The sequence below is a fragment of the Streptomyces sp. 15-116A genome, assembly GCF_025290915.1.
Classification (GTDB): Bacteria; Actinomycetota; Actinomycetes; order Streptomycetales; family Streptomycetaceae; genus Streptomyces.
Genome location: NZ_JAOCQE010000012.1, coordinates 1 through 14,395, shown reverse-complemented (window position 1 = coordinate 14,395; position 14,395 = coordinate 1). Strand labels below are relative to the sequence as shown.

At 71.1% G+C, this 14,395-nt stretch carries 15 protein-coding genes; 10 read left to right on the top strand and 5 right to left on the bottom strand.

What is annotated here, in order from left to right; genetic code table 11:
• The first annotated feature begins 5 nt into the window (after positions 1 to 5).
• Both N4P33_RS04205 and N4P33_RS04200 read left to right on the top strand, forming a co-directional pair.
• Positions 6 to 272, top strand: a complete 267-nt coding sequence (locus N4P33_RS04205) for a protealysin inhibitor emfourin (protein ID WP_260824814.1) — start codon at positions 6 to 8, stop codon at positions 270 to 272.
• Between the two features lie 58 nt (positions 273 to 330).
• Positions 331 to 1,650 carry a GH1 family beta-glucosidase gene (locus N4P33_RS04200; RefSeq protein WP_260824813.1) on the top strand — a complete coding sequence of 440 codons (1,320 nt, stop codon included), beginning with the start codon at positions 331 to 333 and terminating at the stop codon, positions 1,648 to 1,650.
• Positions 1,651 to 1,660: 10 nt separating this feature from the next.
• Here N4P33_RS04200 and era read toward each other — a convergent pair whose 3' ends face one another.
• Positions 1,661 to 2,614, bottom strand: a complete 954-nt coding sequence (gene era, locus N4P33_RS04195; RefSeq protein ID WP_260824812.1) for a GTPase Era — start codon at positions 2,612 to 2,614, stop codon at positions 1,661 to 1,663.
• Positions 2,615 to 2,791: 177 nt separating this feature from the next.
• Between era and N4P33_RS04190 the strand changes: the two genes are divergently transcribed.
• From N4P33_RS04190 to N4P33_RS04165, 6 genes are all read left to right on the top strand, one after another.
• Complete coding sequence (locus tag N4P33_RS04190) at positions 2,792 to 3,862, top strand: PhoH family protein (protein WP_260824811.1); 1,071 nt, start codon at positions 2,792 to 2,794, stop codon at positions 3,860 to 3,862.
• Positions 3,863 to 3,874: 12 nt separating this feature from the next.
• Positions 3,875 to 4,372 (top strand): rRNA maturation RNase YbeY, encoded by a 498-nt coding sequence (gene ybeY / locus N4P33_RS04185; RefSeq protein ID WP_260824809.1) that lies wholly within the window; start codon positions 3,875 to 3,877, stop codon positions 4,370 to 4,372.
• A complete protein-coding gene (locus N4P33_RS04180) occupies positions 4,369 to 5,673 on the top strand; it encodes a hemolysin family protein (RefSeq protein ID WP_260824808.1) in 1,305 nt (434 codons plus the stop codon). The genes ybeY and N4P33_RS04180 overlap by 4 nt, the downstream gene beginning before the upstream one ends.
• Entirely contained in the window at positions 5,670 to 6,029 is a 360-nt protein-coding gene (locus N4P33_RS04175) for an MmcQ/YjbR family DNA-binding protein (protein WP_260824807.1), read from the top strand. The genes N4P33_RS04180 and N4P33_RS04175 overlap by 4 nt, the downstream gene beginning before the upstream one ends.
• A gap of 20 nt (positions 6,030 to 6,049) precedes the next feature.
• Positions 6,050 to 6,403, top strand: coding sequence for a cytidine deaminase (locus N4P33_RS04170; protein ID WP_260824806.1), 354 nt, complete (start codon positions 6,050 to 6,052; stop codon positions 6,401 to 6,403).
• Positions 6,404 to 6,556: 153 nt separating this feature from the next.
• Positions 6,557 to 7,045: a hypothetical protein gene (locus tag N4P33_RS04165; protein WP_260824805.1), complete on the top strand. Its 489-nt coding sequence runs from the start codon at positions 6,557 to 6,559 to the stop codon at positions 7,043 to 7,045.
• Between the two features lie 184 nt (positions 7,046 to 7,229).
• On the opposite strand, the gene N4P33_RS04160 is transcribed toward N4P33_RS04165, so the two are convergent.
• The 4 genes from N4P33_RS04160 to N4P33_RS04145 all read right to left on the bottom strand — a co-directional run bounded on the left by N4P33_RS04160 (position 7,230) and on the right by N4P33_RS04145 (position 12,139).
• Entirely contained in the window at positions 7,230 to 8,339 is a 1,110-nt protein-coding gene (locus N4P33_RS04160) for a carbohydrate kinase family protein (protein ID WP_260824867.1), read from the bottom strand.
• 115 nt (positions 8,340 to 8,454) lie between these two features.
• Positions 8,455 to 9,786, bottom strand: coding sequence for an MFS transporter (locus N4P33_RS04155; RefSeq protein WP_399028517.1), 1,332 nt, complete (start codon positions 9,784 to 9,786; stop codon positions 8,455 to 8,457).
• Between the two features lie 170 nt (positions 9,787 to 9,956).
• Complete coding sequence (locus N4P33_RS04150) at positions 9,957 to 11,246, bottom strand: glucarate dehydratase family protein (protein WP_260824803.1); 1,290 nt, start codon at positions 11,244 to 11,246, stop codon at positions 9,957 to 9,959.
• Positions 11,243 to 12,139, bottom strand: coding sequence for a 5-dehydro-4-deoxyglucarate dehydratase (locus N4P33_RS04145; RefSeq protein ID WP_260824865.1), 897 nt, complete (start codon positions 12,137 to 12,139; stop codon positions 11,243 to 11,245). Before N4P33_RS04145 ends, N4P33_RS04150 begins: the two co-directional genes overlap by 4 nt.
• A 171-nt stretch (positions 12,140 to 12,310) precedes the next feature.
• Between N4P33_RS04145 and N4P33_RS04140 the strand changes: the two genes are divergently transcribed.
• Positions 12,311 to 13,093: an IclR family transcriptional regulator gene (locus N4P33_RS04140; RefSeq protein ID WP_260824802.1), complete on the top strand. Its 783-nt coding sequence runs from the start codon at positions 12,311 to 12,313 to the stop codon at positions 13,091 to 13,093.
• Positions 13,094 to 13,270: 177 nt separating this feature from the next.
• On the top strand, positions 13,271 to 14,395 hold a 1,125-nt coding region (locus N4P33_RS04135), incomplete at its 3' end, for an MFS transporter (RefSeq protein ID WP_260824801.1).

Here is a 14,395-nt window from a genome sequence, read left to right as displayed (position 1 = left end):
GACCCATGCGCATTCAGGTGAGACGCACCGGTGGATTCGCGGGCATCGAGCGGCACGCCGAGGTGGAGACCTCGGGGCGGGCCGACGCCGCCGAGTGGCATGCCCTGGCCGAGCGGGCGGTGTCCGCGGGCCGGGGCACGCCGCCGGTCGGGGTGCCGGACGGGTTCAGCTACCAGATCACGGTGGACGGGAAGACCGTGTACTGCGCGGACCCCCGGCTGACGGAGGAGCAGCGCACGCTGATCAGCCGGGTGCTGAAGGAGGGCGCGTAACGCCTGGGCAGCGCTGGGGCGTTGACTTCGGTTACCCGGGGTACGGATGATCCGGGGCATGGCGACGACGCATCCGTTCCCCCGCTTCCCGGCCGGTTTCCAGTGGGGCGTGTCCACGTCCGCCCATCAGATCGAGGGCGCGGTGGAACTGCGCGAGCGGTCCGTGTGGGACGCCTTCACGGAGCGGCCGGGGCGGGTGAAGGACGGCTCGACCGCGGCGGTGGCCTGCGACCACTACCACCGCTACCGCGAGGACGTGGCCCTGCTGGCGGGGCTGGGCGTGAACGCGTACCGCTTCTCGATCTCCTGGCCGAGGGTGCGGCGGGAGGGCGGCCTGGACTTCTACGACCGGCTGGTGGACGAGCTGTGCGCGGCGGGGATCCGTCCGGTGCCGACGCTGTTCCACTGGGATCTGCCGCTGGCCCTGCACGAGGCGGGCGGCTGGCTCGAGCGGGACACGGCGGTCCTCTTCGCCGAGTACGTGGCGACGGTCGCCGCCCGCCTCGGCGACCGGGTCCGGCAGTGGATCACGCTCAACGAGCCCGCCGAGCACACCCTCCTCGGCCATGCGCTGGGCACGCACGCGCCGGGTGAGCGGCTGATGTTCGACGCGCTGCCGGTGGCCCACCACCAGCTGCTGGCCCACGGTCTGGCCGTACAGGCCCTGCGCGCGTCCGGTGCGGCCGAGGTCGGGCTCACCAACTCGCACGGACCGACCTGGCCGGCGTCGGCCGACCCGGCGGACGTGGAGGCCGCGGACTTCTACGACGTCCTGCTCAACCGCCTGTTCGCGGACCCGGTGCTGCTGGGCGCGTACCCGGAGGGCATCGGCGAGCTGATGCCGGGCGATGTGGCGGCCGATCTGAAGGTCATCGCCGAACCGCTCGACTTCTACGGCGTCAACTACTACGCCCCGACGAAGGTGGGCGCCCCGCAGGGCACGGAGATCGACTTCGGCGGGGTGCGGATGCCGGCGGAACTGCCCTTCTCGGTGCGGGAGATCGAGGACCGGCCGCGGACGGACTTCGGCTGGCCGGTGGTGCCGGAGGCCCTGACGGACCTCCTCACCACCTTCCGCGCCCGCTACGGCGACCGCCTCCCGCCCGTCGTCATCACCGAGAACGGCTGCTCGTACGAGGGCGTCGACGACCAGGACCGCATCGGCTACCTGGACGGCCACCTCCGGGCGCTGCACGAGGCCCTGGAGGCCGGCGTGGACGTCCGCGGCTACTTCGTCTGGTCGCTGCTGGACAACTTCGAGTGGGCGGAGGGGTACGCCCGCCGCTTCGGCCTGGTCCACGTGGACTACGAGACGCTGGCCCGCACTCCGAAGGCGTCGTACGCCTGGTACCGGGACGTCGTACGCGCCCAGCGCTGACGCAATGACCTCAGAACCCGAGCCGCCTGAGCTGCTTCGGGTCCCGCTGCCAGTCCTTGGCGACCTTCACGTGGAGGTCGAGGAAGACAGGCGTACCGAGCAGTGCCTCGATGTGCTTGCGGGACTTGATGCCGACCTCCTTCAGGCGCTTGCCCTTGGGGCCGATGATGATGCCCTTCTGGCTGGGGCGCTCGATGAACAGGTTGGCGTGGATGTCGAGGAGCGGCTTGTCGGCGGGGCGGTCCTCGCGGGGGAGCATCTCCTCCACGACGACGGCGATGGAGTGCGGCAGTTCGTCGCGGACGCCCTCAAGGGCGGCCTCGCGGATCAGCTCGGCGATCATGACCTGCTCGGGCTCGTCGGTGAGGTCGCCCTCGGGGTAGAGGGCAGGACCCTCGGGCAGCATCGGGATCAGCAGGTCCGCCAGCAGGTCGACCTGCTTGTTCGCGGTCGCCGACACCGGGACGATCTGCGCCCACTCGATGCCCAGCTCCTTGCCCAGCTGGTCGATCGCGATCAGCTGTTCGGCCAGGGCCTTGGAGGTGACGAGGTCCGTCTTGGTGACGATGGCGACCTTCGGGGACTTCTTGATCCCCGCCAGCTCCTTGGCGATGAAGCGGTCACCGGGGCCGATCTTCTCGTTCGCCGGGAGACAGAAGCCGATCACGTCGACCTCGGCCCAGGTCGTACGAACCACGTCGTTCAGCCGCTCGCCCAGCAGCGTACGCGGCTTGTGCAGGCCGGGGGTGTCCACCAGGATCAGCTGGGCGTCCGGTCGGTGCACGATCCCTCGCACCGTGTGCCGGGTCGTCTGCGGCTGATTGGCGGTGATCGCCACCTTCTGCCCGACCAGAGCGTTCGTGAGGGTGGACTTGCCCGCGTTGGGGCGGCCCACGAAGCAGGCGAAGCCGGCCCGGTGTGCGGCGTCGGCCGGCTGCTCGGATGACTGGGTACGAACACTCATGCCGCCCATTCTCCCTGATCCCCGAAGCCCCTCCGTACCAATGCCGGTGGGGCCGAGAGGGGCAGTACGAAAAGCCCTACGGCCTTGTCACCCCCGCGTCGTACCCTGGAACACGCGAGGCCGCCCTCAGCTGTGCGGCCGTGACGAGGAGGAACCGCAGGCCTTCAGCGCCGGCCCATGACTCAGACACCCGCAGCTCACACCCCCGCGCAGGGGCAGGCGAGAGTACAGCTCACCGTCCCCGCCCAGCACCCCATGGTGACCGTGCTGGGTTCCGGAGACGCCCTCCTGCGCGTGATCGAGAAGGCCTTCCCGGCGGCCGACATCCACGTCCGGGGAAACGAGATCAGCGCGGTCGGCGACGCCACCGAGGTCGCCCTCATTTCGCGCGTGTTCGACGAGATGATGCTGGTGCTCCGCACCGGGCAGCCGATGACGGAGGACGCAGTGGAACGCTCGATCGCCATGCTCAAGGCGAGCGAGAACGGGGAGAGCGACGGCCAGGAGACCCCGGCCCAGGTACTCACGCAGAACATCCTGTCCTCGCGCGGCCGCACGATCCGCCCCAAGACGCTCAACCAGAAGCGCTATGTGGACGCGATCGACCAGCACACCATCGTCTTCGGCATCGGCCCGGCGGGTACGGGCAAGACGTATCTGGCGATGGCCAAGGCGGTCCAGGCCCTGCAGTCCAAGCAGGTCAACCGCATCATCCTGACCCGGCCGGCGGTGGAAGCGGGCGAGCGGCTCGGCTTCCTGCCGGGCACGCTCTACGAGAAGATCGACCCGTATCTGCGGCCCCTGTACGACGCGCTGCACGACATGCTCGACCCGGATTCGATTCCGCGGCTGATGGCGGCGGGGACGATCGAGGTCGCGCCGCTGGCGTACATGAGGGGCAGGACGCTCAATGACGCCTTCATCATTCTCGACGAGGCGCAGAACACCTCGCCCGAGCAGATGAAGATGTTCCTGACGCGGCTCGGGTTCGACTCGAAGATCGTCATCACCGGTGACGTGACCCAGGTCGACCTGCCCGACGGCACCAAGTCGGGTCTGCGTCAGGTGCAGGAGATCCTGGAGGGAGTGGAGGACGTCCACTTCTCCCGGCTGTCGTCCCACGACGTCGTCCGGCACAAGCTGGTGGGCCGTATCGTCGACGCGTACGAGTTGTACGACAGCAAGCACGGCACCCAGAACGGCACCCACAAGGGCGGCCGGGGCAAGTCCGGGCACAAGGGGAAGTAGACCGAGCACCAGATGTCGATCGACGTCAACAACGAGTCCGGAACCGAGGTCGACGAGCAGGCGATCCTCGACATCGCCCGCTACGCCCTCGCACGGATGCGCATCCACCCGCTCTCCGAGCTCTCGGTGATCGTCGTGGACGCCGGGGCCATGGAGCAGTTGCACATCCAGTGGATGGACCTGCCCGGGCCGACCGACGTGATGTCGTTCCCGATGGACGAGCTGCGGCCGCCGTCCAAGGACGACGACGAGCCCCCGCAGGGGCTGCTCGGCGACATCGTGCTCTGCCCCGAGGTCGCCGCCAAGCAGGGCGCCGAGGCACCCACGCAGCACACCATGGACGAGGAGCTCCAGCTGCTCACCGTCCACGGTGTGCTGCATCTGCTCGGCTACGACCACGAGGAGCCGGACGAGAAGGCCGAGATGTTCGGCCTGCAGGCCGCCATCGTGGACGGCTGGCGCGCGGAGAGGGGCCTGACCGGCCCGTCCCCGGCCCCGACCGTCTCATGAGTCCCGGGCTCGTCCTCGGCGCGATCGCGCTGGTCGTCGTCGCCTGGCTGTTCGCGTGCGCGGAGGCCGGCATCGCGCGCGTCTCCAGCTTCCGCGCCGAGGAGGCCGTGCGCTCCGGCCGCCGGGGCAGCGCGGGGCTCGCCCAGATCGCCGCCGACCCCACGCGCTATCTCAACGTGGCGCTGCTGGTCCGCGTCGCCTGCGAGATGGCCGCCGCCGCGCTGATCACCTACGGCTGTCTGGAGGAGTTCGACAGCACCACGGAGGCCCTGCTGATCGCCATCGCGATCATGGTGTTGGTCTCTTATGTCGCCGTCGGTGTCTCCCCGCGCACCATCGGCCGTCAGCATCCGCTGAACACGGCCACGGCGGCGGCGTACGTGCTGCTGCCGCTCGCCAGGATCATGGGCCCGATCCCGTCCCTGCTGATCCTCATCGGTAACGCGCTCACCCCCGGCAAGGGCTTCCGGCGCGGCCCCTTCGCCTCCGAGGCGGAGCTGCGCGCGCTGGTCGACCTCGCGGAGAAGGAGTCGCTGATCGAGGACGAGGAGCGCCGCATGGTGCACTCCGTCTTCGAGCTGGGCGACACCCTGGTCAGGGAGGTGATGGTCCCGCGCACCGACCTGGTGGTCATCGAGCGCTACAAGACCATCCGCCAGGCCCTCACCCTCGCCCTGCGCTCCGGCTTCTCGCGCATCCCGGTGACCGGTGAGAGCGAGGACGACATAGTCGGGATCGTCTATCTCAAGGACCTGGCCCGTAAGACGCACATCAGCCGGGACGCGGAGAACGAGCTGGTGTCGACCGCGATGCGCCCGGCCGTCTTCGTGCCGGACACCAAGAACGCCGGCGATCTGCTGCGCGAGATGCAGAAGGAACGCAACCACGTCGCCGTCGCCGTCGACGAGTACGGCGGCACGGCCGGGATCGTCACCATCGAGGACATCCTCGAGGAGATCGTCGGCGAGATCACCGACGAGTACGACCGCGAGCTACCGCCCATCGAGGAGTTGGGCGAGGACCGCTTCCGCGTCACCGCCCGCCTCGACATCGGCGACCTGGGCGAGCTGTACGGCCTGGAGTCGTTCGACGACGAGGACGTGGAGACCGTCGGCGGACTGCTCGCCAAGGCCCTCGGCCGGGTCCCGATCGCCGGTGCCTCCGCCGTGGTGGAGCTCCCCGACGCCCGCACCCTGCGCCTGACCGCGGAGGCCGCGGCGGGCCGCCGGAACAAGATCGTCACCGTGCTGGTGGAGCCGGTCGGCGACCGGGCCGGCGCCGAGGAGGAGCACCAGGAATGACACCCGAGGAGCTGCGCGCCCTGTGCCTGTCCTTCAACGCGGCGGTGGAGGACTTCCCGTTCGGCCCGGAGTTCTCGGTCTTCAAGGTCCAGGGCAAGCTGTTCGCCCTGACGAACCTGGACGCGCGGCCCCTGAAGGTCAACCTCAAGTGCGACCCGGAGGACGCGCTGCGGCTCCGTGCGGAGTACGAGGGCCTGATCGTCCCCGGCTGGCACATGAACAAGAGACACTGGAACACGGTCGTCGTGGACGGCGCCCTCCCCGACGCGCTGGTCCGGGAGCTGGTCGAGGACTCCTACGATCTGGTCGTCGCCGGTCTGCCGCGCGCCGACCGCCTGCGTCTCGACCGTCCCTGAGCGCGTCCTATGCTCGGATCATGACCGACAGCAGCGCGCTCGACCCCGAGGACCGCAAGATCGTCACCCTGGCCCGCTCCGCCCGGGCCCGCAACGGTGTGCCCGAGGGGGCGGCCGTACGCGACGAGACGGGACGCACGTATGTCGCGGGCACGGTGGCCCTCGACTCACTGAAGCTCAGCGCCCTGCAGACGGCGGTGGCGATGGCCGTGGCGTCGGGCGCGAGGTCTCTGGAGGCGGCGGCGGTGGTGACCGAGGCGGGGGCCGTCTCCGCGGAGGACCGGGCGGCCGTACGGGACCTCGGTGGGCCCCAGACCCCGGTCCTGGTGGCGGGCCCGGACGGGACGGTACGGGAGACGGTCACCGCGGGGTGAGGCGCTCCCGCGTCACGGCTGATGTTACCGGCGGTAAATAGGCCAGTTTTCAACCTTGTCGTGCACTGCCTCTCGCGCATCAATGGAACCGGCTGATCTGACGGTATGTCAGACGCCGGTAGTTCCCCCCACACGGAAAGGGAACCGGATCCCATGAGAGGCACCAGAGGCAAGCGCATCGGTACAGCCGTGTCCGCGACGGCCGGCGCTCTCGCGGCCTGCGGGCTCGCCTTCGCCCCCACCGCCGCGGCCGTCACCCCCGGCACCGCGACGATCACCGCCGACTGCGGCAGCTACGGCGGCGGCGAGGCCACGCTCACGGCCACCCAGAACGGCACGGCCGCCACCTTCACCCTCAGCACCTCCGCCATGACCGCGCCCGTCGCCCTTGGGCAGGACTCGATCGTCTCGACCCTCACCCTGGTCAAGGCAGGCGGCGGCACCAGCGTCTTCTCCGGCACCAAGAACCCGGCCATGGCAGTGGGCGACCCCCTCTCGGTCGGGCCGCTCTCCGGCACCGTGGCCTCCGGCGACAGCCTGGAGGCGTACGGCGGCTCGCTGAAGATGACCGTGTTCGGTTTCATCACCATCACCTGCACCGCGACCGGGCCGCAGTCGCCGGGCCCGTTCGTCTTCGACTGACCGTCCCGCTCAGGACGGCCGACCGGGCCGGACCCGCACGCGGCGTCCGGCCCGCCTCTCGACCGACCGAGCCGAACCGCGGAGCGGCCCGCCTCTCGACCGACCGAGTCGGGTGGTGGGTGGGCATAGGCCCGGGGGTCCAGGGGGCGGAGCCCCCTGGCGGGGTGCGGGGCGGAGCCCCGTGTCAGGCTGAACGCCGGAAACCGATCGTCGGCACCGCCCGCCGCAGCGGCCACGGCCGCACCAGCTCCTCCGGAACCAGCTCCGCCAGAAACCCGTACCGCCGCAGCGCAACCGGCTCCTGCCCCTCCACCGACTGCACCTTCCGCCACCACGCCCCGATCTCCGCCCACCCCGGCGCCGACAACGACCCCCCGAACTCCTGCACGGACAGCGCCGCGGTCAACCCCGCGAAGGCCAGCCGGTCCGCCAGCGACCACCCCGCCAGCGTCCCGGTCACAAAGCCGGCCACGAACACATCCCCGGCCCCCGTCGGATCCAGCGCCTCCACCTCGATCGCCGGAACCTCGGCACACTCCCCCGTCCGCCCGTCCACCGCGTACGCCCCCTCCGCGCCCAGCGTCACCACCGCCACCGGCACATGCTCGGTGAGCGCATGCGCGGCCGCCCGCGGACAGTCCGTCCTCGTGTAGCGCATGGCTTCCTGCGCGTTCGGCAGGAACGCCTCGCAGTACCGCAGATCCGGCAGCCCCGCCAGATCCCACGCCCCGGTGTCGTCCCACCCCACGTCACCGAAGATCCGAGCCCCCTTGCGCGCCGCCTGCGCGATCCACGCCGCGCTGCGCCCCGGCGTGAGCGAGGCGACGGCGGCTCTCGCGCGCGGCGGGCAGTCGGGGGCGGGTTCCTCCGGCGGAGGCTCGTGCCCGTGGGACACCATCGTCCGCTCCCCCTCGTACGCCATCGAGACGGTGACCGGCGAGTGCCAGCCGGGCACGGTGCGCGACAGCGACAGGTCGATACCTTCGCCCTGTTCCAGCGCGTCCCAGCAGTACTCGCCGTAGTGGTCGTCGCCGAACGCCGCCGCGAGGGACGTCCGCAGGCCGAGGCGGGCCAGCGCGGTGGCCATGTTGGCGACACCGCCGGGGCTCGACCCCATCCCGCGTGCCCAGGACTCGGTCCCGCGCACCGGGGCGGAATCGAGCCCGGTGAAGATGATGTCGAGGAAGACGGTGCCGGTGAGATAGACGTCCCACGGCGGGTCCTGCGTGGTGCGCAGCAGGGCGAGGGGGTCGACCTGGATCTGGCGGCGGTGCGCTCCTTCTCCGGCCGGCATGGAAGACGCGGTGGACGCGATCACGATGCGCTCCCTGACGTGGTGCGGATCTGGCCAGTCTGCACCACACCACTGACAACGCTCACGCCGTCACACCGCGTCCTCCCCGAGACCCTCAGGCCGGGGCCGCCCCCGCCTCGGCGCTACGGGCCGCACCGGGGGCCGTCTTCGCCTCGGCGGGCCCTGACTGCCTGCCCACCCGCTCGCGCACCCGGTCGTTGCGCCCGCCCCCGCGCACCAGCAGCACACTCAGCGCGGCCAGGAAGCCGACCACCGTGAGCCCCACGAGCCCGCCCTTGGTCGAGCCGGTCGTGTCCTCGATGATCCCGAAGGCCGTGGGGGCCACGAAGCCGCCGAGGTTGCCGATGGAGTTGATCAGCGCGATGCCGGGCGCGGCGGCGCGGGCGTCGAGGTAGCTCTGGGGAATGGTCCAGAAGACCGGGGAGGCCGGTTTGAAGCCCACGGCGGCCAGGCACAGGGCGCCGAGGCCGGCCCAGGGCGAGACGTACACGGCGAGCAGCGTGCCGCAGCCGCCGAGCAGCAGCAGGGTGACGAGGACGGGCCGCCGCTTGCCGATGCGGTCGGAGACCCGCCCGCTGACGTAGACGGCGGCGATCGCGCACAGCCATGGCACGGCGGTGAGGAAGCCGACCTGGAGGCTGCTGAGCCCGCCGATGTCGTCGACGATCGAGGGCAGCCAGAACGTCACCGCGTACAGGGCCACGTTGATCGCGAAGTAGATCCACAGGAACAGCAGCATCTGCGGGTCGGCGAGCAGCTTCCAGCGCGAGACCTTCGCCGTGCCGCGCTGCGTCTCCCGCTCGGCCTGCTCGGCGTCGATGACCGCGACGAGGCCGGACTTCTCCTCGTCGGTGAGCCAGGCGGCGGTCTCGATGCCCGAGTCGAGGAAGCGGTAGACGACGAAGCCGAGGACGACGGAGAAGATGCCCTCGATGAAGAACATCCACTGCCAGCCGGCGTGCCCGAGGAGGCCGTGCATCTCCATCAGCGCGCCGGAGACCGGTCCGACGATGACGGTGGCCGTGCCGGAGCCCATCAGGAAGACGGAGGTGGCCCGGCCGCGGTGGCTGTCGGGCAGCCAGCGGCTGAAGTAGTAGATGACGGCGGGGAAGAAGCCGGCTTCGGCGACGCCGAGTAGGAAGCGCAGGGCGTAGAACATCTCGACGCTGTTGACGAAGGCCATCGCGGTGGCGACGACCCCCCAGCTGATCATGATGCGGGTCAGCCACACCTTGGCCCCGTAGCGCTCCATGAGGATGTTGGAGGGGACCTCGAAGATGGCGTACGCGATGAAGAAGATGCCGGCGCCGAGCCCGAACGCGGCGGCCGACAGCCCTACGTCGGCGCGGAGTTCGTCCTGGGCGAAGCCGAGGTTCACGCGGTCCATGTAGTTCGCGACGAACATCACGAAGAACAGGGGGACCACGCGGCGGAAGATCTTGCGGATCGCCGACTGGACCGCGGGCGGGTGCTCTACGGGTGGTGCCGGTGGTACTGCTGACACGAGCGGCTCCGATCGTGGGCAGGGGAAAGGGGGTTCACCAACGCGGTGTGAAAAGAGGCGGGCTCACCGACGCAGTGTGAGAAAAGGGCTGTTCACCAGCGGGGGACAGAGGGGGTGACCCAGTCCGGGTCGGCGGCCCGCATCGCCGCCGCGTCGTCGCGGTCGCGCAGGGTGCCGTCGTCGTCGAGCCAGCGCTGGTGGAGGAACGCCAGTTTTTCGCGGTCGAGTTCGACGCCGAGACCGGGTGCGTCGGAGACGGTGACCTTGCCGCCGTCGAAGGTGAGGCGCTCGGTGAGGACGTCCTCCGGCTGCCAGGGGTAGTGGGAGTCGCAGGCGTGGTGCAGGTCGGGGACGGTGGCCGAGACATGGGTCATCGCGGCGAGGCTGATGCCGAGGTGGGTGTTGGAGTGCATGGACACCCCGACGCCGAACGTGCGGCAGACGGCGGCGAGTTGCTGGGTGTTGCGCAGTCCGCCCCAGTAGTGGTGGTCGGACAGGACGACCTGCACGGCGTCGCGGGTGAACGCCTCCTTGATCTCGGCGAAGGTCGTCACGCACATGTTGGTGGCGAGCGGCACGTCCGTCTTCGCCGCGACCTCGGCCATGGCCGGGGTGCCGAGCACCGGGTCCTCCAGGTACTCCAGGAGGTCACCGAGTTCCTCGGCGACCTTCAGCGAAGTCTCCACGGACCAGGCCCCGTTGGGGTCGAGGCGCAGGGGATGTCCGGGGAACGCCTCGGCGAGGGCGCGGATCGCGGCGATCTCCTCCTCGGGCGGGAAGACACCGCCCTTGAGCTTGTAGGAGGTGAATCCGTGGCGCTCGGTGAGGACGCGGGCCTGTTCGACGACGCCGGCCGGGTCGAGGGCGGCGCCCCAGTCGTCCTTCTCGGCCGGCACGCCCTCGGGGTGCTCGGCCCATTTGTAGAAGAGGTACGCGCTGTACTCGACGGTCTCGCGCACCTTGCCGCCGAGCAGGGCGTGCACGGGCAGGCCGAGCGCCTTGCCGAGGGCGTCGAGGCAGGCGACCTCGAAGCCGGAGACGACGGACAGGCGCAGTTTGTCGGCGGTCTGGACACCGCGCAGTCCGCCCACGTCGACCTGCCCGGAGACCCGGGAAGCGGCGACGGCCACCTCGTCCGCGGCGGTGAACAGGCCGTTGAGGTCGGAGACCTGGCGGCCGACGAGCCGCTCGGCGAGCGGGCGGGCCAGTTCCAGGTACTTGGTGTCGCCGTAGGTCTCGCCGACGCCGGTGATGCCGTCCGCCGTCTCCACCTCCACGATCAGGCGGGGCGTGTACGGCTGGTGGACGCCCTGGGTGTTCAGCAGGGGCGGGTCGGCGACCAGGATCGGCGTCAGGCGGACGTCGGTGACGGTGAGGTTCACAGGGAGGCTCCTACGAGGTCGAGTCCAGTGGTCAGGAGGCGTTCGAGGTCGGCCAGGTCGGCGGCCGACGGGTCGGTGAGGGGGGCGCGCACGGGTCCGACCGGGCGGCCGCGCAACCGGGCGGCGGCTTTGACGAGGGACACGGCGTATCCGGGCACCCGGTCGCGCAGTTCGACGAGGGGGACGTAGAACTCGCGCAGCAGCTTCTCGGTCGTACCGTCGTCGCCGTTCCTCAGCGCGGTGAAGAAGGCGTTCGCGATCTCGGGGGCGAAGGCGTGCACGGCGGAGGAGTAGGCGGGGACGCCGACGGTGGCGTAGGCGCGGGCCTGGATCTCGGCGGTGGAGGCGCCGTTGAAGAAGAGGAAGTCCTCGGGGGCGGCGAGGGTGAGGCGCTGGAGGCGGTCGAGGTCGCTGTGGCCGTCCTTGAGGCCGATGACGGTGGGAACAGCGGCGAGGCGCCGGATCGAGGCGGCCGTGTAGGCGACCTGGCCGCGCTGGTACGCGACGAGGGGCAGCGGGGTGCGCTCGGCGAGCCGCTCCAGCTGGGCGACCAGGCCGTCCTGCGGGGCGGCGATCAGGTAATGCGGCAGGACGAGCAGCGCGTCGGCGCCGGCCTCCTCGGCGATGCGGGCGAACCGGGTGGCCTGGGCCCAGCCGTATCCGGTGCCGGCGACGACGGGGAGGCGTCCGGCGGCCTCCTCGACGGCGATGGTGACGACCTGCCCGTACTCCTCCTCGTCCAGGGAGAAGAACTCGCCGGTGCCGCAGGCGGGGAAGACCGCGCCGGGGCCGGTGGCGATCTGCGCGGCGATGTGCGCCCGGAAGCCGTCCGGGTCGAGGGTGCCGTCGGCGTGGAAGCTCGTGAGCGGGAACGACAGCACGCCGTCCGCCATGCCTTCCCTCAGCCGCCGGGCCACCGCATCCGTATCGGGACTCGCAGGACTCACCGCTCGCCATCTCCCTATGTAGACGTTGTCCATGTATGAAGATGGAGCCTAAGGAGGTGAACGGCAGGCGTCAATGGCCGCGCCGGTTGGGATCGCCGCCGCGATTACCATCGGCTCATGTCGGAGACGGGCGGCGTGCGCGAGGTGAAGTCGGCGGCGCGGACGGTGGAGCTGCTGGAGCTGCTGGCGGCGCGCGGCGACCGCCCGGCACGGCTGCAGGAGCTGGCCGACGAACTGGGCGTGCCGCGCAGCTCGATGTACGCGCTGCTCCAGACCCTCATCTCACGCGGCTGGGTCCGCACCGACGTCACCGGTTCGCTGTACGGCATCGGCATCCACGCCCTGCTCACCGGCACCAGCTATCTCGACTCCGACCCCCGGGTGCGGGCGGCACGGCCGTATCTGGACGAGGCCTCGGAGGCGCTGGGCGAGACGATCCATCTGGGGCGGCTGGACGGCCGGGACGTGGCGTATCTGGCGACCCGGGAGTCGCACGAGTACCTCAGGACGATCAGCAGGGTCGGGCGCAGGCTGCCCGCCCACGCCGGAGCCCTGGGCAAGGCACTCCTGGCGGAACGGCCGGACGAGGAGCTGCCCGAGGGGCCCTACGAGGCGCTCACGCCCCATACGCACACCGGCCGTGAGTCACTGGCGGCCGATCTCGCGCGGGTGCGGGCCCGCGGCTACTCGGTCGACCGGGAGGAGGGCGTCCTCGGCATCGTCGGCTTCGGCTTCGCGCTGCGCTACGACAGCCCGGCCCAGGACGCGATCAGCTGCTCGGTTCCGGTGGCCCGCCTGACGCCCGGTCACGAGGAGCGGATCGTCGCGGTGATGCGGGAGATCAGGACCAAGGTGGAGGCGACCATTCCGGGCGGAATCGGGCCGGTCCACTGGCGTTAGCGCCCGCTGCTACCCAGCCCTACACACACCAAACGCAAGAGTGGGCCAGATCACACCCCCTGGCTTCGCCTACCCGACTGCGTGCTTGATACAAATTGCCCGCGCGTTCCTGTCCGTCGACGGTCGGCGCCCCTCCCCCTTTTCGAACCCTTCCTTTCGCATGCCCTGGGAACGCCCGTGTTCGCCCGCACCGCCCCCTGGCCCCTCGTCGCCCTCTTCACGGCCGGGTACCTCGCCCCGTATCTGCTGCCGACCACCGTCGGCAGGCTGGACACCTCACTTCCGCTGACCGCCACCCAGGCCGGTGCCGTCGGCAGCGCGCTGCTGCTGAGCTCGGCGACGGCGGGCTTCCTGCTCGCCTCCCGGGTGGAGCGCGTCGGCGCCCGCACCCTGGCCCGCCTCGGCCTCCTCCTCGCCGCCCTCGGCTACGGCACAGCCGCCCTCACCACCGACATCCCGGTCGTCGTCGCCGGTGCGATGGTGGGCGGCTTCGGCTCGGGTACGGCCACGACGATCGCCGCCACCCGGATAGCCGCGGAGCGCGATCCGCACCGGGCGTCCACGCTCGGCCTGCTGACCGTGTCCGCGCTGGCCGGCGCCGTCTACCTGATCGTGCCTCACCTCGGCCGGGCGCACGGACTGCCGCTGGCCGCGATCGCGCTGACGGCCCTCGCGGTGTGGCCCCTGACCGGGCGCCTGCCGGGCGCCGGACAGACACGGGAGGCGGCCTCCGCGTCCCACGACGGCTCGCCCCTCCCCCACCGCCGCTCCGGGCTGGTGCTGGCCGGCGCCATCGTGTTCTGGTCGCTCGCCCAGAACTCGCTGTGGGGTGTCAGCGGCCGGATCGGGCTCACCCAGGCGCATCTCGGTGATGCCGCCCTCGGCGTGGTCTTCGCCGTGGCGCTCGGCGCCGGGCTGGTCGGTGTGCTGGCGGCCGGCGCGCTGGGAGCCCGGCTCGGGCGGGCGGTGCCGATCGGTGCGGGTACCGTGCTGATCGCCGCCTGCATCGCGCTGACCGCGTCGGCGACCGGTCCGGTGACCTTCGCGGCCGGCGAGGTCGCCTGGAACACGCTGTACCCGGTGGTGCTGTCGTACCTGATCGGCCTCGCCGCCTCCCTCGACGGGCGCGGCCGGTGGGCGGTGCTCGTCGGCTCGGCGTCCTCGCTCGGCACCGCGGCCGGTCCGCTGACCGGCAGCGCCCTGTCCGAGCAGGCCGGATACCCGGTCATGGGCCTGGTGCTCGGCGCCGGACTGCTGCTGGTCGCCGTGCCGATGACCGCCGTCGCCCTGCACACCGGCGGG